This window comes from Pseudotamlana agarivorans (assembly GCF_001642835.1).
GTDB lineage: Bacteria > Bacteroidota > Bacteroidia > Flavobacteriales > Flavobacteriaceae > Pseudotamlana > Pseudotamlana agarivorans.
On the sequence record NZ_LXEI01000014.1, the window covers coordinates 72,400 to 91,365 of the forward strand.

At 34.5% G+C, this 18,966-nt stretch carries 14 protein-coding genes; 8 read left to right on the forward strand and 6 right to left on the reverse strand.

The genetic code is table 11. The features are described from left to right. Nucleotides 1–134 precede the first annotated feature (134 nt). The 7 genes from A6I66_RS13495 to A6I66_RS13520 all read left to right on the forward strand — a co-directional run bounded on the left by A6I66_RS13495 (nt 135) and on the right by A6I66_RS13520 (nt 6,273). On the forward strand, nt 135–764 hold the full coding sequence (locus A6I66_RS13495; RefSeq protein ID WP_067150353.1) for an NAD(P)H-dependent oxidoreductase: 630 nt from the start codon (nt 135–137) through the stop codon (nt 762–764). Between the two features lie 166 nt (nt 765–930). Then, nucleotides 931–2,121 (forward strand): DegT/DnrJ/EryC1/StrS family aminotransferase, encoded by a 1,191-nt coding sequence (locus A6I66_RS13500; RefSeq protein WP_067150357.1) that lies wholly within the window; start codon nt 931–933, stop codon nt 2,119–2,121. 135 nt (nt 2,122–2,256) lie between these two features. Beyond that, a complete protein-coding gene (locus tag A6I66_RS13505; protein WP_067150360.1) occupies nt 2,257–2,556 on the forward strand; it encodes a hypothetical protein in 300 nt (99 codons plus the stop codon). A 2-nt stretch (nt 2,557–2,558) separates the two neighbouring features. Next, nucleotides 2,559–4,460, forward strand: coding sequence for a KAP family P-loop NTPase fold protein (locus tag A6I66_RS13510; RefSeq protein ID WP_067150363.1), 1,902 nt, complete (start codon nt 2,559–2,561; stop codon nt 4,458–4,460). After that, the gene (locus A6I66_RS17070) at nt 4,457–4,732 is read left to right on the forward strand and encodes an exonuclease domain-containing protein (protein ID WP_317047693.1); all 276 of its coding nucleotides are present in this window, start codon (nt 4,457–4,459) and stop codon (nt 4,730–4,732) included. Before A6I66_RS13510 ends, A6I66_RS17070 begins: the two co-directional genes overlap by 4 nt. Nucleotides 4,733–4,750: 18 nt before the next feature. Further along, nucleotides 4,751–4,927: a 3'-5' exonuclease family protein gene (locus A6I66_RS17075; protein ID WP_317047694.1), complete on the forward strand. Its 177-nt coding sequence runs from the start codon at nt 4,751–4,753 to the stop codon at nt 4,925–4,927. Nucleotides 4,928–4,959: 32 nt separating this feature from the next. After that, a complete protein-coding gene (locus A6I66_RS13520; protein ID WP_067150366.1) occupies nt 4,960–6,273 on the forward strand; it encodes a hypothetical protein in 1,314 nt (437 codons plus the stop codon). Nucleotides 6,274–6,530: 257 nt separating this feature from the next. On the opposite strand, the gene A6I66_RS13525 is transcribed toward A6I66_RS13520, so the two are convergent. The 5 genes from A6I66_RS13525 to A6I66_RS13545 form a co-directional block, all read right to left on the reverse strand. Beyond that, nucleotides 6,531–8,291: an APC family permease gene (locus A6I66_RS13525; RefSeq protein WP_067150369.1), complete on the reverse strand. Its 1,761-nt coding sequence runs from the start codon at nt 8,289–8,291 to the stop codon at nt 6,531–6,533. Between the two features lie 223 nt (nt 8,292–8,514). Continuing rightward, the gene (gene ypfJ, locus A6I66_RS13530) at nt 8,515–9,417 is read right to left on the reverse strand and encodes a KPN_02809 family neutral zinc metallopeptidase (RefSeq protein ID WP_067150372.1); all 903 of its coding nucleotides are present in this window, start codon (nt 9,415–9,417) and stop codon (nt 8,515–8,517) included. Nucleotides 9,418–9,738: 321 nt separating this feature from the next. Continuing rightward, entirely contained in the window at nt 9,739–10,512 is a 774-nt protein-coding gene (locus tag A6I66_RS13535) for a tetratricopeptide repeat protein (RefSeq protein WP_084399687.1), read from the reverse strand. Nucleotides 10,513–10,822: 310 nt separating this feature from the next. Next, nucleotides 10,823–12,967: a M3 family metallopeptidase gene (locus tag A6I66_RS13540; protein ID WP_067150376.1), complete on the reverse strand. Its 2,145-nt coding sequence runs from the start codon at nt 12,965–12,967 to the stop codon at nt 10,823–10,825. A 423-nt stretch (nt 12,968–13,390) separates the two neighbouring features. Beyond that, nucleotides 13,391–14,083, reverse strand: a complete 693-nt coding sequence (locus tag A6I66_RS13545; protein ID WP_067150379.1) for a hypothetical protein — start codon at nt 14,081–14,083, stop codon at nt 13,391–13,393. A 530-nt stretch (nt 14,084–14,613) separates the two neighbouring features. Between A6I66_RS13545 and A6I66_RS13550 the strand changes: the two genes are divergently transcribed. Beyond that, a complete protein-coding gene (locus A6I66_RS13550; RefSeq protein WP_067150382.1) occupies nt 14,614–15,855 on the forward strand; it encodes a T9SS type A sorting domain-containing protein in 1,242 nt (413 codons plus the stop codon). 443 nt (nt 15,856–16,298) lie between these two features. Here A6I66_RS13550 and A6I66_RS13555 read toward each other — a convergent pair whose 3' ends face one another. After that, nucleotides 16,299–18,866, reverse strand: coding sequence for a T9SS type A sorting domain-containing protein (locus A6I66_RS13555; protein ID WP_067150385.1), 2,568 nt, complete (start codon nt 18,864–18,866; stop codon nt 16,299–16,301). Nucleotides 18,867–18,966 lie beyond the last annotated feature (100 nt).

Here is an 18,966-nt window from a genome sequence, read left to right on the forward strand (position 1 = left end):
TTTCAAATCTGTCAAACAAAAAATCATTTTTTTTAAAAATATTGATTCAGGCGCGAACTCACTTGTATTTTTTCGCTTTAATATGGTAAAATGCCATGTGCATATCTTATTTTTGCTCAAATTATTAAGCCAAAATGGATACGATAAAGCAGCTACAATGGCGATATGCTACCAAAAAATTTAATACAGAAAAAAAGCTTTCCGAAGAAAAATTAAACCTCATTAAGCAAGCTTTCAACCTAACAGCAACATCTTATGGGTTGCAAACCATTAAACTGGTGGTTGTAAAAGACCCAGAAACACGCCAATCACTTGTAAAAGCCTCTTTCAATCAAAAACAAGTCGTAGATGCGTCACATTTACTCGTAATCTGTGTGCAAACAGATATTACTAGCACCGATATCGATAATTATTACAAAAATATCAAAGGCATTCGCCAAACCTCCGAAACCATTTTAAAACCTTATCGCGAGGATTTGGTCAATATGATGTCCAATAAAACCATAGATCAACGTCTGCAATGGTCGGCCAACCAAGCCTACATCGCCCTAGGAAATTTAATGACGGTATGCGCCATGGAAGGCATCGATTCTTGCCCTATGGAAGGTTTCATACCTCAAGAATACGATCGTATTTTAGACCTCGAAAAACAAGGTTTAAAATCGGTTTTACTGTTACCTATTGGCTATCGCGCCGACGACGATATGTTTTCAACTTTTAAAAAAGTAAGACGCCCATTAAGCGAGGCGATTATAGAATTATAAATGATTAGGGCGTTACCACAAGGGTCGGGCTCTCGGCCGTCGCTTTTTTGTATGTCATACCTACCTATCGGCAGGCAGGCCACACAAAAAGAGCTCCAACAAGGCCTCCATCCCTAACGCAGCGCACCGTACCTTAGAAACAAACCTTTAAGAATTAAATAAAATTATGCCAGGATTCGAATTATTTGGAGATTTAGAACGAAAAGAAGTAAACGATGTATTAGACAATGGCGTGCTCATGCGTTACGGATTCGACGGCATGCGTAATGGCCATTGGAAAGCTAAGGAACTAGAAAGCGCTTTACAAACGACACTTCAAACCAATCACGTACAACTTGTTTCCAGCGGAACGGCAGCCTTATCAGTAGCATTAGCTTCTGCCGGCATAGGCGCTGGCGATGAGGTTATTTTACCAACCTTTACTTTTGTGGCAAGTTTCGAAGCCGTGATGCAAGTTGGAGCAACACCAGTACTTGTAGATATCGATGACACATTAGGCCTCGATCCCGAAGCCATACAAAAAGCACTTACCCCAAATACAAAATGTATTATGGTAGTACAAATGTGTGGTGGTATGGCTGATATGCAAGCCATTCTAGATATCTGTAAAACGAATAACCTTTTACTTATAGAGGATGCCTGCCAAGCTATTGGAGCCACGTTCAATAATAAACCATTGGGAAGTATTGGCGATTTAGGGTGTTTTTCATTCGATTTTGTAAAAACCATTACTTGTGGTGAAGGTGGAGCCGTGATTACTAATAATGAATACTATTATGTAAATGCCGATCATTATAGCGATCATGGTCACGATCATGTTGGAAATGATAGAGGCGCCGAAACACATCCGTTTTTAGGTTACAATTATAGAATTTCAGAGCTTCATGCCGCTGTAGGTTTGGCTCAAGTTAAACGCCTTCCTGAAATTTTAAATATTCAAGAACGACACTTCAACATCATAAAAGAATCTTTAAAAAGCGTTTCCGGACTTACCTTCCGAACGGTACCGCAAGGTGGTGTAGAAAACTATTCTTTTTTAAGTTTCTTCTTAAAAGACTTGGAAACCACGCAAAAGGCGATGACTTTATTTAAAGAAAATGGCATTGATGGATGTTTCCATTATTTCGATAATAACTGGCATTATGTGAGAAGATGGCAGCATTTAACACAACAGAAATCATTGTTCCCGTTATCTCAAGAAATTAAAAATGGCTTACAAGATTTAGAAAATAAAACTTTCGAAGCTTCCGATGCGATTATAGCACGTAATATTTCCTGCTTAATTAAATTGTCATGGACTGAGGATGAAGTTAAAGCGCGTGCCCAAAAAATGGCCGAACTTTTAGGGAGTCTATAGTATTGTAAAACAAAATATTGAGGCTTTTCAAAAAGTCTTTTAATATTGTATTTGTCAGGTTGAGCCTGTCGAAACCCTTATGTTGTATACAATTAAAGAATAATATTATCAAAACAACGAACTAAAACAAAAAATATGATTTCAAGAGTAAAAGTTGATGGAAATTATCTCGAAACAATAGACGAAAAAGGTAAACGAATTAAAAGGTCATACAACAATGGCGATTTTTTAGGAAACTCATCTGAAATAGTTGTCGTTCAAGATGGAAATTATCTTGAAGTATTTGATGAAGATTTAAAAAGAATTTCAAGAACTTATCAGAAAATAGATAGATTTTTAGGTGCTTCGGGAACGACTTTTTCTGTTCAAGTTGGAAATTATGCAGAAACTTATGATGAAAAGGGTAAGAGAATTAGTCGCCAATACTCAAAATAGTTATGATAAAATCAAGCATTACAGATAGTCCAAGAAACCTATCAAATGGAGAATTAGATAATTTTGGAATTGAACCTTTTGAGAACGGACTCACCAAATTCATAAACCTTACTAATACACCAATTACAATAGCACTTCAAGGAGAATGGGGAAGCGGAAAAACCTCATTAATGAATAGTTTGAAAAAGAATTTAAGTGATAGTAATGATTCAAAATATTTTTCGATTTGGCTAAATACTTGGGAATATGCTTTAATGAAAGATGCGTCTTCTACCTTAATTGACATAATTTCTAAACTAATTGATGAAGTTTCTAAAATTGCAAACGTAGAAAAGGAAAGAAAAAACAAAATGCTTAAAAGCATCAGAAATATTGGTTTTTCAACACTAAAGGTTGCGAGTTCCTTAAATAGCATAACTAACTCTGCAATGAACGAGATTGAAAAATCTCTAAATCAAGAAGAAGATATTACAATAAGTCAAATTAGAGATGAACTCGAACAAATCATTGAAAAATGTATTCAAGATAAAAACAAACAAGGTATTATTTTCTTTATTGATGATTTGGACAGAATTGACCCACCAGTTGCAGTTCAACTTTTAGAGCTTTTAAAAAATATATTTACACTAAAAAATTGTGTTTTTGTTTTAGCAATAGATTATGACGTTGTAATAAAAGGATTAGAACCAAAATTTGGTAAATTATCAGAATTAAACGAAAGAGAATTTAGGTCTTTTTTCGATAAAATAATTCAAGTTCCTTTTTCTATGCCAGTTTCTAGGTATGAAACTGATAAATTTTTAAAAGAAAGTTTATTGTCAACTAACTACATTAATGAAGAAAATGCAAGTAACGTTGAGTTAATTGCAAAATTTTCGGAAATTTCAAATTTATCAGTTGGAAAAAACCCAAGAGCTTTGAAAAGGTTAATGAACTCCCTTTCATTAATTAGCTGTATAAATTCAACTAAAGTACTAACAGAAGAAAATGACCAGCTAAATAATGAATTAGAATTATTAGTAAACTTTGCTTTAGTAAGTATTCAGATTGCTTATCCTCCAGTTTACAGACTTTTATCACTTCATTCTGGCTTTGACAAATGGAACGAAAGTGTTGCGTTACAAATGAATTTAAAAGAGCTTGACCAACAAAGCATTGACAAATTAAATCAATCGGAAGAGTTTGATGAAGAATGGGAGAAAATTTTATTTCGTCTATGCGAGAATGACCATTATTTAAAAAAACGAGCTTTAAATATTTCAAGACTGTTAAATAGTTTAAAAAAATCAATAACGGAAAAAGAAGAAGAGATTGAAGATATTATTGGAGCAGTAATCTCTCTTTCATCTGTTACAAATCTTGAAGCGTTTGACAAGCCTGTTGTAGATTACCACAAAGGTTGGTTATTAAAAGAAATAAGGAATAGACTTTTTCCAGTTTTAAAGAAAAAAATACCAAATGCTAACGACATAAAACAGATTGGTACGAGAATACAAAGTAACTTTAAATTCTACATAAACAAGGGCGTTAACTTTCATATGAGTTCTTATCCAAAGGATGGGAAAATAAATCTATATATTAACACAAACGTTTGGTACGGAAATGATATTAATGATTTCAGAAAAGATTTAGAAAACAACAATTTACTTGCTGAATTTGAATCAATAAAAAATGAATTCGATACATACTCTAAAACAAGCAGTGATTTTATAACACAAAATTTATTTGATTTAGGAAATTGGAAAAATCACTATTATATTAATTTTCATAGCGACTTAATTCTGTCTAAACCAGAAGATTTTTTCACAGAAGAAACCATCGAAAAAATTAGTGATCATATTATTAAATTAAAGGAGTTTAGAACTAAAGTGCTGGTAATATCAAATAAAAGGAATAATAAATGATAAATTCTTTTGCAGCCATAGATTTTGAAAAAGCAACAAGACATCATGTTTGCTCTGTTGGAATAGTAACTGTAGAAAATGGAGAAATTATTGATGAATATCACGCATTAATAAAACCACCTAACAACGAGTATAATTGGCATAATGTCCAAGTTCACGGAATAACCGAAAATGACACTTTAAGCGTTCCGTTTTTTCCCGAAATATTTCCTGAAATAAAAAAACGTATTTATGGTAAAACACTAGTTGCACACAATGAAAGTTTTGATTGAAGTGTTTTATTTAAAACAATGCAAGATTATAATATCGCATATTCAGAGTTAAATATTTCAACTAAATGGGAATGTACTTTAAAAATATATAGAGCAAAAGGATATAATTCAGCAAGGTTAAATTCTTGTTGTGAAGTTCATAACATAGAATTAAAACATCACGAAGCATTATCTGACGCTCGTGCTTGTGCTTAACTTTTTCTAATTGCTCAACAAAACATAATATAATGAACAGTCATTTAAATATCTTCAAATCCTACACGAATACTAACCGTACTTACCAATTAGAAAATGATTTAACAAGAGCTTTAGCAATATCACTTCAAGAAGATTCTCTGTTTTTTCATGAAGTTTTTAAAGAAATATTAAAAGGCACGAATTTTTATAATCAGCTTTTTGAATCATTAGAAAGTGAAACTAATGTCAATATAAATATTCAAAAAAGAGCAAGTCAAATATCTAACTTTGACCATGTTTTCGCTATTTCCTTAAGTGAATCTGAAATTTCTGATTTTTGGGAACAAAATTATAATAAGAATTATGACCCAATTTGTGATTTAGTAATTCATATTAACAATATCGTACTTGTTTTTGAGGCAAAACGAGATAATGTTAACTGTACTGCTCAACTTTATAACCAAATACTAAATATTACAAATACAGAAAACGAACCACAAGAATTCAATAAAGCAAACTATGGAAAAGTAATTACACCATTTGATTTTAATTGGCCAAGACTTATGGCAATTGCTGTTAAAGTTTCGAGCTTTGAAAAAACTATGAATAGTCAGAATAGATTTTTATCTGACTTTATATCTTTAGTAAAACAACATAATTTCAGATGGCTACCAGAACCTTCAATATCTGCTCTACAACCGACAAATAAACATGCAATTTTAAGAAGACTTGAATCAACAATTGAGGAAGTTGCGAAAACTACGGAAATAAGTAAATTAAATTACAATGATAGACTAGGTCTTGAATTTTACAGAAATTGGGCAAAAGAAATTCTTTTCAGCATTAATGATAAGGGTAATTTAGGTGTTAGCATATATCCAGGAAATACAAAAGGTCAAGGATATAGTCTTTTTGAAAATAATCCAAAATTTAGTGAAAAGCTAAATATTTTAGGAAATGAATACAAAACTAAATACAGCTATCACGTTAAATTAACGAGTTTTCAAAAATATTTTCAAGGACTTTGGTTTTCAGAAACGGATTTAAAAAAACCACTTTACACAAAAGAGAATTTCAATAAATATACTGGACGCAAAAAAAGAGGGCATCAATGGGAACAATTATCATCATTATTGGATGAAAGTCTAAATTATGATTGGAAAAAACAATGCGATTGGGAAAATTCCGTAATAGGTTCAGGCAAAAATCAATTTGACATTTCATTCGGATATGAAGTTCATATTGAGATTCCATTCCAAAAGCTAAAAGAATTAGACCAAAAACAATCTGAATTGAATAATTTGATAAATTTAATAAAGGAAATACATAAAAGTTTCAGTAATGAATTATTATTGAGGAACTAAAGCAACTGCACACAACAATGCATATCCATGATAGTTAGTCAGTTGCTTAATCGGAAGTTCAGACATGTTTGCGAAGTCCGCCAAATTTTTTAATTGGCTTATTGAAAAGAAAAGGTAATAAAAAAATTCGGCTCGTGCTTAATCGAAAAATATCGCTAATTTAAACGCTACGAGCCATATACAAGACCGGCAAATACCTACTTTAAGCTCAATACGACAATAATTATAACTTTTTCAAACCGCCTTTTTCTTAAAAACTAAATTATCAATCGCACCCCTCCTAATTCTTCCACTTTATAAGGGAAACGGTCTCCAGGAGAGCCAATAAACATAAAGTTGATTGGAATTCCCCATTCTTTAGACAGTCGGTTGATGAGTTGTGGTCCAAATTTATCGTCAATTTCTACGAAATCGATACTAATAGCAGGGTATTCCCGATCTACCACCCGAATATCATTTCTAAATTGGTCGTTTATTTCATTGCCATGTCCTGTAACGGTAACCACTTTTATCTTTTTAGTATGTTCGTTTTTCTGAATATAAAGTAATACTTTGTTTAAAGTAGCAACGTCATCGTTTTTAGTGAAATACACAAATTCCTGGGAGTTAATCGTGTGTATTAAGGATAGAATTTTTTTATCAGATTTAAAGACAAAATTTCTAAAAGGATCGAATATCGAATGGATAAGTTTGAGTACGAATTTCAGTAATACGGTTCTATTTAGCATAATCACGATAAACAAGATCGAAGGCACAAAATACTCAAGGAATACCGATAAATTGCTAGGGACACCCTCTGCAGGCTTCATAATAATATTACCTATTAAAGCGACGATTACAGCAATAATGGCAAATATAATAGCGCCCCAACTGGCTTTTTCTGGGCGTGGTAAACGGTTTCTTTTAACTTTTAGTAGAATGTTTCCAATGCCAAATAGCGCCATCACCGATAAAAATGAAATCGTATAAACCCCTGCAAGAAGCTTAACGTTGCCATTTGTAATTAATAATACCGAAACGGTTAAAAGTAAAAAGACTAAAATGATACGGTACGAACTTCCTTTTTTGTTTTTCTTTAAAAAAAACTGAGGTAAAATTCTATCTAAAGCCATACGTTCCAATAAACCGGAAACACCAACAAAACTGGTTAATACGGCACCACTTAATACTAAAAAAGCATCTACGCCAATTACTATGGCTAACCAATCGCCACCTACATACGATGCCATTTCTATTAAAAGGGTGTTTTGGTAGGCATCACTTTGTAATACAGGTAAAGTGAATAAGGCCAAAGCAAAAATTGCTGTTAGCGGATTGATAACACTTACTACAATCCACATATTTTTAAGGGTTTTAGGGAATACCCCTTTTTTCTGTTCTTCAACAAAATTTGCCGAACTTTCAAAACCAGAAACTCCTAACATAGAAGCTGCAAAACCAAGAAAAATGGCATTGGTGATGCTACCCCCTGTCGTTGGTAAATGCCAGTTTTCAAAAAACAATCCGAAACCATTCTTTACAAGGAAAAACACTATAAACCCGCTTAATAAAATAAAAGAACCTAGGTGAAAAAGAAAAATACCTATGGCTACTTTAGCCGATTCTGAAACCCCTCCTATAGTTAATAGAGCAAAAATACTAAGTAGAACAATAGTGGCTAAAATGATTGGAATGGCTGGAATAAGATGATGTAAATAATGTATCGCTTCATTAGCAGAAATTACAGCTGTAGCCATATAAGAGAGTAAAGTTAAAGTAGCCGCAAAGGAGGCTACAGATTTACTTGTTGTATTCAATAAAGCGTTATAAGCACCACCATTAAGAGGTAAAGCACCAACTACTTCGCCATAAATTTTTCTGAATAGAAACAAAACCAGTGAAACAATTAATAAAGTGATCCAGGCATACTGTCCTGCAAAAGCAATAGCTAAGGCTGAAACATATAATACAGAAGAACTGATATCATTACCACAAATGGCAGTGGAAGCTAATTCAGAAAGTTTATTGTGTTTTTTCATTTATTATGAGGGTTAGTTATTGTGGTTAGCTAAAGGTTTTTCATAATACAAGTAAGTTTAATGGTATCGTGGTTTGGGATAAGCACCTAAGTGGTTAATATTCATAACTAATATAGTAAAACTAAAAAGAAGATAATGGTTTTGGCTATAAGCTATAGGTTTTATGTATTATACCTACCGCTTAAAGCCTATAACATAAAGCTTACTGCCTACTGCCTTCATTTTACAACGGATCCGCATTAAAAGTATCACCTTGAGAAAGATCACCGGTATCAAACCCTTTTTTAAACCAACGCATACGCTGCGCCGAGGTACCGTGGGTAAAAGAGTCGGGAACCACACGTCCTGATGCATTTTTCTGTAAACGATCGTCGCCAATGGCATTTGCTGCATTTAAGGCTTCTTCCAAATCACCTACTTCCATCATTTTTGTCATTTCTTGTGAGTGGTGTGCCCAAACCCCAGCTAGGAAATCAGCTTGAAGCTCTAATCTAACCGAGTATTTGTTGTATTCGGTCTGACTTATTGTTCCGCGTAAGCGATCTACTTTTTCGGTAATTCCCATAATTTTTTGAATGTGGTGTCCTACCTCGTGGGCAATAACATAAGCCTGCGCAAAATCACCCGGCGCGTTAAGCTGACGTTCCATATCACTAAAAAAGCTTAAATCGAGATAGAGTTTTTCATCTCCAGGGCAGTAAAAAGGTCCCGTAGCACTAGAGGCCGATCCGCAGGCAGAAGACACAGCTCCAGTAAAAAGCACAAGCGTAGGATTGCGGTAATTTTCTAACTGGGCATTCCAAACATCTTCGGTATTGGCTAAAATCGTAGCACTAAATGCGGCTAATTCGTTTTCCTTTTCGGTGCCTTGGTATGGAGCCGAATTTTCAGTTTGAATAGGAGCTCCGGTGAAAAACTGACTGATAATATTTAATGGATTGTTTCCTGTTAGAAAGGACCCAATTAGAAAGATACCAACAATAATTAAACCTGTTTTAGAAAATAAGAGTCTAATTAAAGGCCCTAAAATCATGGGATTAAATCCGCCAATTCCGCGACTAGAACCGCCGCCTTGGCCTCTGCGATCTTCAACATTAGAGCTTTGTCTTCTACCTTTCCATTTCATAACTGTATTTTTATAAGTAAAAATTAACGATTCAATTTACTCATAAATTTAGTAAATATACAGTATGTTTTACATCTTTTTTTTTGAGTGTGTATCGATGGTTTTTGCTAATAAGCTAACTGTGAGCAAGATTAAAAGGCATCATAAGGTGTCAACTATGACATTAGCCAATTAAAGAAGGTTAAAAGCTGAATGGAATTATTTCATCTGAATTTATGCATATTCAATGTGACGAAAGATTTAAGAGTAACGGATGAATGCGCCTTAAAAAGACTAAATATTTCTAAAATGCAAAATCAAGAAACTCATAAACCTAATTAACTATCCTGAAATATTTAAATAGTTATCAAGAGGCCCTAAAATATTATTGGTATCACTCATTTCAGCTGAAAGTGCTTGAGCCTCGGAAACCATCTCTGGGGTTAAACCTTGAGTAGATGAAATATTTTTTCGTGCTTGATTTTGAGGTGAAGTATCCATGCTTGATGACATGAGTAAAAGAGCAATGCCTGCAATTTTATTCACTTTAACACCCTGCCCACGAATATACAACATGCCTAAGTTACCAACAGCTAAGCCGTCACCTTGCTCGGATGCTTTTCTATACCATTCGTTGGCTTTACTAAAATCTACTGCGGTGCCTATACCATTTTCATAACATACACCAAGATTAAATTGTGCCGCCGAGTTTCCTTGCTCGGCAGATTTTTTATACCAGTTGACCGCTTGTTCGGCATTTTTGTCAATGCCCAGTCCCTGCTCGTACATGAGGCCGATGTTATATTGTGCAAACACATGACCTTCGTTTGCTGCTTCTAAAAACTCTTTATAAGCTAGTGGCATATTATTAGCATTAGCGGCTTCTAGACCTGCTTCAAAATGCGCGACAGCTTTATCGGAACTTACAGGAGTTTCTTCGGCAACACTAGAATGAGGTGTATTTGTTGTAGCTGGAGCAGATGAAGTTTCTTGTGTAGTATTAGCATCTTTAATTTTGTCTACAGGCGATTGGTCTTTACATGCCGTTATGCCTAGAAGTGCCGCAGAAAGCAAAAAAGTTTTAAATGTGATTGGTGGGATATTCAATGGTTTCATTAATGATGCGTTTTAATAATGATTCTAATGATTGATGTTGGACTATTTTTATTATTGAGAACAAAATCAGTGTTAACTCATTAATCAAAAGTAATTATTTTAAAACTAATTAAAGCGGTTAGGATATGCTTGTTTTTGAAGTTGGTTGAGAAATCCACCTTGATTTTTACTCATACCATCGATTGGATATTACGTATGTTTTCAAAAAAAAGCACTAGAATATAAAATGGTTATTCAAACACATTCTACATTCTAGTGCTATAAATTTTCAATGGAAATCTTTGAAAATAAAGCTAAAACAACCTTAAGGTTATTCGGTTACAGGAAATCCGCGATCTCTCATTAAAGCTTCAATTTTAGCATCACGGCCTCTAAATTGTCTGTAAGCTTCAGCCGGATCAACAGCATTTCTTGGAGCGAATAAGTACTTCACTAGTTTTTCAGCTAAAGCTTTATCGTAAAAGCCACCTTCCGATTCTTTAAACGCTTCCGAGGCATCGCTAGTTAAAACATCAGCCCACATATAACCGTAATATGCCGTAGCATAACCTTCGCCTGAAAACACATGACTAAATTGTGGCGTTCTGTGGCGCATAGGTAGTTCTTTAGGCATGTTTAAAGCATCTAAAGTTTCACTTTCAAATTTATCTACATCTAAATTTGAAGGATCTGCTAAATGAATTTTCATATCGATTAAGGCAGAAGCCAAATACTCGGTGGTACTAAATCCTTGATTAAAGGTTGACGCTTTCTTTATTTTTTCAACTAAACTAGCTGGAATAGGTTCCCCTGTTTTATAATGAACTAAGTAATTATTAATCACTTTATCGGTAGACAACCAACGTTCTAATAATTGCGATTGAAACTCGGTATAATCTCTAACACCGCCGTTTAAAGTTGGATACTTTACATCGGCAGAGAAGAAGTGTAAGGCATGTCCGAATTCATGAAAAAACGTGGTTGCATCATCCCAAGAAACCAAAACAGCTTCTCCAGGTGCTGGTTTAACAAAGTTTGAATTATTGGAAGCCAATACGTTGGTGTCGCCTTCAAAAGAAGATGAACTTCTATAAGTGGTTGCCCAAGCTCCTGAGCGTTTTCCTTGTCTGGCGTATGGATCCAAATACCAGAGTCCGATATTTTTTCCAGAATCCTTATCGGTAACTTCCCAAACTTTTACATCTTCTTGAAAAACAGGAACCGTACCTGCTTCGATAGGTGTGAAATTATAGTTGAATAATTCGCCAGCAACAAAAAACATGGCTTCTCTTAATTTATCCAATTGTAAGTACTGCTTAACTTCATCGCTATCTAAATCGTATTTCTTTTGACGCACTTTTTCGGCATAATATCTATAATCCCAAGGTTCTATAGTGATTTTGTCTCCAAGTTCGTTGGCAACCGTTTGCATGTCTTCAACCTCCTCATGCACTCTCGCAATGGCAGCTGGCCAAACAGCCATCATTAAATTCATTGCGTTTTCTGGTGTTTTGGCCATACGATCTTGTAAACGCCATTCGGCATAATTTTCGTAGCCCATTAAGCCCACGCGCTCTTTACGAAGTTGTAAAATTTTGGTGATAATCGCGTTGTTATCGTATTGATCACCATTGTCGCCACGCGAGTAATAGTTTTCCCAAACTTGTTTACGTAGCTCACGATTTGTAGAGTAAGTAAGGAATGGATCTATAGAGGAGCGGGTATTGGTAATGGCGTACTTGCCGTCTTCACCCTTATCGGAAGCTATTTTTGCGGCCGATTTTATAAATCCGTCCGATAAACCACCTAGTTGGTCTTCGTTTAAATAGGTGATGTAGTTTTCTTCGTCGTGTAAAACGTTGTTTGCAAAATCGGTGTAAAGTGAAGAGAGTTCCTTATTAATTTCAGCAAATCGTTTTTTCTTTTCGGCATCGAGATTAGCACCATTCATTTCGAAACCTTTATAGGTTAAATCGACCACACGTTGTGCTTGCGCTTCAAGAGGTGTTTTTTGTGAAGCTTCGTATACGGTTTTTATACGTTGAAAAAGTTTTTCGTTTTGTGAAATTTTAGATCTAAATTCTGAGAGTTTCGGTGCTAATTCAGCTTGAACATCACGAAATTCTGGCGTTGAAACATTAGATCCCATAACGCCATAATAAGCAAAAACACGATTTAGAGTTTTGCCAGCGCTTTCCATAGCTACGATCGTATTTTCGAAAGTAGGAGGTTCGGGGTTATTAGCAATGTTTTCAATCTCACTAAGATTCATAGCCATAGCTTCCTCAAGGGCAGGTTTTATGGCTTCAACAGACATTTTGTCGAAGGCAGGAACACCTCCGTAGGGCCCTGTCCATTCTTGAATAAGCACGTTGTCACTCATAGCTGTTTCTGTTTTTTTAGAGCTGTCCTCTTTACAGCTCGCAAATAAAATAATGCTACAACATAAGGTAGCTTTTAGAGAATTAGATATCATAGGTTGTGGATTTGATATGTAAATACAATTGGTTTTTTGATGATTTGCAAGGTACTCAAATTAATGACTACCCTTGGTTGTGGGACGAGGTGATAGCTTAATTTTATGAAAATTTTATGAAGTTTTTCTCCTTATAACGAGTCTGTATTTTGGGGTAAAGTAAAGTGAGTTTGCTTAAATCTAAAGTTATGGAATTGATATAAATATTAATAAAATTGATTGTCAATTGATTTCACAAGTACTAATTGGGGGTGATTTCTATTTTTTAGATTCTTTTTGGGAAGATTTTAAATTATTATTCCATAAATTAATAGGACAATTTTGACCATCATGATTTGGAGATTGAAAGGTAAGTAATAAGACACAAAAAAAACGGTTTAGCAGACACTAAACCGTTTTAATCCAATTGATGAATTTATGTTTTTACTTGGCAAATTTTAATACACCACTTTTAGTAGCAAAAACATATATACTGCCACTTTTTAATGTATTCAGACTAATTTGATTAGAGATAATACCTTTAGAAATTAATTTTCCGGTTAAACTATAAATCGCATAGTCTCCACTTATTTTGCTATCAACTACTAAAGCATCACTACTAGCGTTGTAGTAAGCTGCTAGTTTGTCTTTGTTAAAGTTGTTGGTAGATAAAGTAGATTGATCAAAATGGATAGTTACTGCTTCATTTCCATTAGCAGAACCTCCATTTAATGTCAGCACTATAAATTCAGAAACCGTTTGGCCACCACCAGTAAAAGTAAAATCAGAAGGCACAGTTACATTAAGAGTAACGGTACCCGATTGAACCGTACGACCAGCAAGGTTAATAAACGTATTGGTTGAACTAGAAGTATCTCCAAAAGCGCCTACAAATGCATTTAATTCAGCAGTAGTATTCGCTGCATCAATAGATACGGCACTACCCGCCAAATCAGGTCCGCCTGTAAAACCAACTTCGAAATTGCCATCGATACCAGTTAATGCTATTTCCAATGAAATAGTTTGACCTTGATAGAATTCTGTTCCAATAGTACCTAAATTGTTTAGGCTAATAGTTTGAGCAAATGTTACTGTGTTAATAACTAAAGCAACAAGTAATAAAGTAATTTTTTTCATAAGAATTTAAGTTTAGAATTATTAGTTCTTAAAACTACTGTTTAGTTCTTGTTTAGAAATAAGAAGGAACTAGACTTAAACTGCACAATATTGATTTTCATTACTTAATTAAAATTTTGATGTGACATTTATTAATTGGTTTTTGTTTCATATTTATAAAAACCAAATGTGTATTGGCTTAGTTTTAAATCAAACTTTCAAGCGCCTTTAATTTTGGTTTTTTATTCCCGGTCTAGCTCATGCATTGTTTTATTTAATGAATATGGTGTTTCTATAGTGATCGATAATTTTTACTAAAAAAAAGATGAAACTACCGTTATTAAGGAGGTGTGAGTATTTAATTTTTCGATTTTTTATTGAAGATTTGATAAAACTGACAATGAGTTTGTGTCAAGTTTTTATCGCGTAATAAAATTTGCGTTTAGAAATAAAAATGCGCTGTACAGTTTTAGTCAAGTTTGTATTCATGCGAATAATAATGGTTAACTATAAATTTAGGACAGAGAATACTAACTAAATTATTTACCATTATGAAAAAAACATTACTACTATTATTACTTCCCTTAGGTGTATTGGGGCAAGTTAACCACCCCGTAACAAATGGGGATTTCGAAACATCAACGGGAGGTGTTCCTGATAGCTGGACAGCGGGATTAGGAACTTTAACAGATGGCGATGCTTATGCTGGTGCTAATGGCGCCTTGCTAACGAGTTCTTCGGGGAGTCCGAATAACCATATTATAAACGATGAGACTTATAGTTTAACAGCTGGACTGCCAACTTATTTAACGGTATGGGTGAAGCCTACAGCTAATAACGACAGATCTGCTTTAAGGTTGATGGAATCCGACGGGACTACCGACCTGATTGGAGGACAAGCTGTAGTGTGGAATAATGCAGAATATATAGATTCATGGAATAAAATAATGATGATTCAGTATACGCCTGCATCAGACATTGATGTGAAAGTTCGTGTTGATAATCCTATAGCAAACGATATTATTAATTATGATGATGTTGAACTCGTTCAAAACCCATTAACAGTAAATGGCGATATGGAGATTCAGTTTTTGTCCAATAGTGCAACGACGTCTTATACACAGGTATATCAAAAGAATCAAATCAATCCTGTTTCTCGAGTAACTACCAATTTTAGAAGTGGAAGACATGCTTTGATGTGTAATACCGTTGGAGCTACTGCAACATTTAATCAAGGTCCAGCCTTTCGACATGTAAGAGAGTCAGCAGCTATGGATTACCAAGGCTCAATATGGGTACAATTAGATGCGGCATCCCCTACGGCAGATTTTTTTGCTGAATTATGGGTAGACAATGCTAAAGTAGCTACTGGCGCAATAACTACAATTGACTATGCTACAGAATCGGGATGGGTAGAAATAGAATCACCCACTTATACCTCTGATGATATAGGCGGAGGCAGTGTTTACTTGAGGTTAGTCTGTAAAAACAATGGTACAGATAGAGCGGTTTTTTATGTTGATGACTACACGCTTAATAAAGCACCGGCTAACAGTTTAACTACAGCTTCTAACGATTTTATTAAAAACAATTTTACAGTTTCTAAAACTGGCGTTAGCTTAAAATCTCTATCTGGAAATGTACAAGTATTTGATTTGCTAGGAAGACGTTTAGCGTCAAAGCAAGTAAGAGCTCAAGAAACTTTGGATTTTAATTTTGAAGAAGGAACAATTTATATTGTGGAAGTTACTGCAAAAGAAGGAACAGCTTCGAGAAAAGTTGTTTTTAATTAACAGATATAAAAATCAAAAATTAAAGGCTGTATAATAATTTTATGCAGCCTTATTTTTTGGAATTAATCATAAGGCTACTAGACGATTTTAGTCTTTACGAGATAACAACCATAGAAACTATTAAAGTTGTATTTACTTTATAGAAATTTTAAAAAATAGTCTGCAGTTTTATTTTAGATCATCATAAGTTACCGCATGATATAAAGTAACTTTAAAAGAAAGTGGTTCAACTATTAATAGTATGAATATTTATAAATAAAGAGGCTGCCTATAAAGTTGTAATTACGTCAATCTGAATTTATTTCAGATTCTCATTATCATTGAATTTCAATGTGATGAGATTCTGTGTCGAGCACAGAATGACGACTGTTTTAACTTTTCAGACAGCCTCTTGTTTTGAAATAATTATAAATGGACACCCATCTTTTGGGTGTTCAAGTTCACTAGTTTTTAATCAGCTTAGCAACACCGCCAGTATTTGTTTTTATAAAATAGATTCCTGCTTCTAAGTTGGAAATATCCATATCTTTTAGGTTTGTGAATTTTTTTACTTCAACTCCTGAGATGGTGTAAATTTTAACTTCTGTTGTGTTATGTATGGCCGAAAGGTTAAAAATACCTTTTGTTGGGTTTGGGTAAATCTTCACCTGCTTTAGTTTCCCGTTGCCTTCTACGCTTGCTGTATTTGGTGTGCGAATATCTCGATTGAAATTGAAGATTTGCATGGTTACACTACTTATATGTCCTCCTGCATCTGGATAAGTTACCTCAATCGTGTTATTAGCTTGAATCAGGTTAAATGGCACTGGTATTTCCAATACACCAAAAAAGCGTTCTCTTTGAGCTTGGTCGTATCCTCTCCAATCAGAAGGAATCGTAATTGCCGTATTATTAACGGTAATTGTAGAAGGATAAACAAGTCTGCTATGCGGTCTTCCAACACCTAAGCGTAAAACGGCTTCTCCATAAGTGTTTTTTGACACACCGTTAACTTGAAAAGTTTCAGTTTGATTAGCGACGATTGGTTTTAAATAGTCTGTTGCATAGTATTTCGTTTCTGTATTCGAGTCGTTAAGGGTTATTGCATTGTCAAAAGTAACCTCTAAAATCATGGTGCCTTCAGCTCCTACAGTTACTGTTGAAGTGGTTGTTGGAATGGATTCCTCCAATAAAACAGGAGTTACATTATTTAAATAAAAGTGTTTTTTATTTATGGAATTTATAGTACCGTATTGCGTGTCAATAAATTTTAAATCCACATCTTTTGAAACAAATTCTAAATTATTAAGAATAATGTAAGCCTTATTGCCATCAACATAGGCATCTACCTGAATATCTAAATCATCAGTCGTGGTATCTACTCTTGTACCTTTTACATCACTCCATAGTTGATAGAATTTAATCATATCAGAATACACCCAATTCCCAGTATATCCATAACCAGGTACAAAAGTAGCAGGTTCATTTTCTTGCCTCATTAACCTATTGTTATAAGGATTTCCTTGTGGTGTGCTTCCCCATTGTGCTTTTAAAACTAAAAACGGTAGTGCTTTAGCAATAATATTTGGGCGTTCCATCATAGACATGAGTTGCGCGTTAGCACTCTTCACCCAAAGCCAATCCCTGTATGGAGACCAATCTTGGTTTCTTTGACCATTCATAACACCACCCATTTCAGATACTATAATAGGCTTTACATTATTAAATAACATGGTGCTGTATTGCTCCATCATATCAAAAGTAGCCTCAATATTACTACCACTTCTTAAATCAATCGTGCCATCGGGTTTCGAAGCAATATCGTATAAATGAATTGAAAAGAAATCCATGTTAGCTCCGGCTACATCCATAAACAGTTTCCATCGTTTATTCCAACGTTGAAAATCTCCTTTTTCGAAATTAGGGAAAGCCGTTGTATAGCCACCAACCAAAGCGTTTGGTGTTTGTGTTTTAATAGCAGCAGCAACCTCATTATGAAAATCGGCAATATCTTGAATATCATGAGTAAAGTCTCCCGGACCACCGTACCCTTCATAAGCAGGTTCATTAATAACCTCTACCCAACTAGGTGCAGGTTCGCCATTTCCGCTGTGGAATTCATTAATATAGCGTCCCATATACTCGCCTGTTGCAGTTCCGTTTGCCAAAAGCCAGCCTTGCCCAGTTGGAACCTGATCATGACCTGTCCAAAACGGATTTAATTGTCCTGCAAGAATAAGCTCGTTTCTACTTTCATAAGGGTGTATAGCTGTTTTTGAAGCATAAGAATTTCTTGCGTTCAATCCTCTCGAAGCGATACTATTGGTACCAGTAGGCTTAGCAAATCCTGTTCGTGCAGGATCTTCATCCACTTGATTTAAATTATAGGTAATACCTCCAGTATCTCTACCCAAATACACATCTAAACCATTTAAAAGATCATCGCGTAAATCAATCGGGTTACCATTAGCATCAACGTTGTTACCGTCCCATTCTGCTTCCCCTTGGTTAGCATGAATACCAATATATTTCGATCGTTCGAAGGTTTCTTTTCCACCTACGATGTGTTTAGCATTTAGAGTAATGCTTACATTGGTATTAACCGTGTTTTCAGTGGTTAAATTAACATTTCTACTGTCATTTGCGCCACCATTACTTACAGTCCACATAAACATGTGTAAAAAGTAATAGTTCCCTGCAGGTAATGTTGTTGGCGCATTTGCAGCTATGGTATAGGTTGTAGAAAATGAATCTGAATCAGGTTGTTGTCCTGAATTTTCATTTCGTACATAATCACTGCCATAACTGTTTACAATGACATTTGATGAATTTTTTTCCTGTAATATCACCTGTATATAACTAAAGTCACCTGGGGTGCTATAGGACAAGGTCATATTTATTACTTGCCCAGGATAAAAGTTTTGTGAGCCCTTAGGGCCATAATCTGAGGAATTGTCCCAAGAAAATGTGTTTTGTCCATAACTAAAGACAGTAAATAATAATAGAGCTACTAGTAGTTTAATTTTTTTCATAGTTTTTATAATGTAGTTGAAAATGGGGTTTATTAGGTGTTAAAATGACTTACAAGTTGTGGTGGTTTTTAAACACCTTTAAGTTCATTTTTTATAACTC

Coding starts and splice junctions, on each gene's coding strand:
- A6I66_RS13495 (WP_067150353.1), top strand. CDS start 135: ATGGATACGATAAAGCAGCTACAATGGCGATATGCTACCAAAAAATTT.
- A6I66_RS13500 (WP_067150357.1), top strand. CDS start 931: ATGCCAGGATTCGAATTATTTGGAGATTTAGAACGAAAAGAAGTAAAC.
- A6I66_RS13505 (WP_067150360.1), top strand. CDS start 2,257: ATGATTTCAAGAGTAAAAGTTGATGGAAATTATCTCGAAACAATAGAC.
- A6I66_RS13510 (WP_067150363.1), top strand. CDS start 2,559: ATGATAAAATCAAGCATTACAGATAGTCCAAGAAACCTATCAAATGGA.
- A6I66_RS17070 (WP_317047693.1), top strand. CDS start 4,457: ATGATAAATTCTTTTGCAGCCATAGATTTTGAAAAAGCAACAAGACAT.
- A6I66_RS17075 (WP_317047694.1), top strand. CDS start 4,751: ATGCAAGATTATAATATCGCATATTCAGAGTTAAATATTTCAACTAAA.
- A6I66_RS13520 (WP_067150366.1), top strand. CDS start 4,960: ATGAACAGTCATTTAAATATCTTCAAATCCTACACGAATACTAACCGT.
- A6I66_RS13525 (WP_067150369.1), bottom strand. CDS start 8,291: ATGAAAAAACACAATAAACTTTCTGAATTAGCTTCCACTGCCATTTGT.
- ypfJ (WP_067150372.1), bottom strand. CDS start 9,417: ATGAAATGGAAAGGTAGAAGACAAAGCTCTAATGTTGAAGATCGCAGA.
- A6I66_RS13535 (WP_084399687.1), bottom strand. CDS start 10,512: ATGAAACCATTGAATATCCCACCAATCACATTTAAAACTTTTTTGCTT.
- A6I66_RS13540 (WP_067150376.1), bottom strand. CDS start 12,967: ATGATATCTAATTCTCTAAAAGCTACCTTATGTTGTAGCATTATTTTA.
- A6I66_RS13545 (WP_067150379.1), bottom strand. CDS start 14,083: ATGAAAAAAATTACTTTATTACTTGTTGCTTTAGTTATTAACACAGTA.
- A6I66_RS13550 (WP_067150382.1), top strand. CDS start 14,614: ATGAAAAAAACATTACTACTATTATTACTTCCCTTAGGTGTATTGGGG.
- A6I66_RS13555 (WP_067150385.1), bottom strand. CDS start 18,866: ATGAAAAAAATTAAACTACTAGTAGCTCTATTATTATTTACTGTCTTT.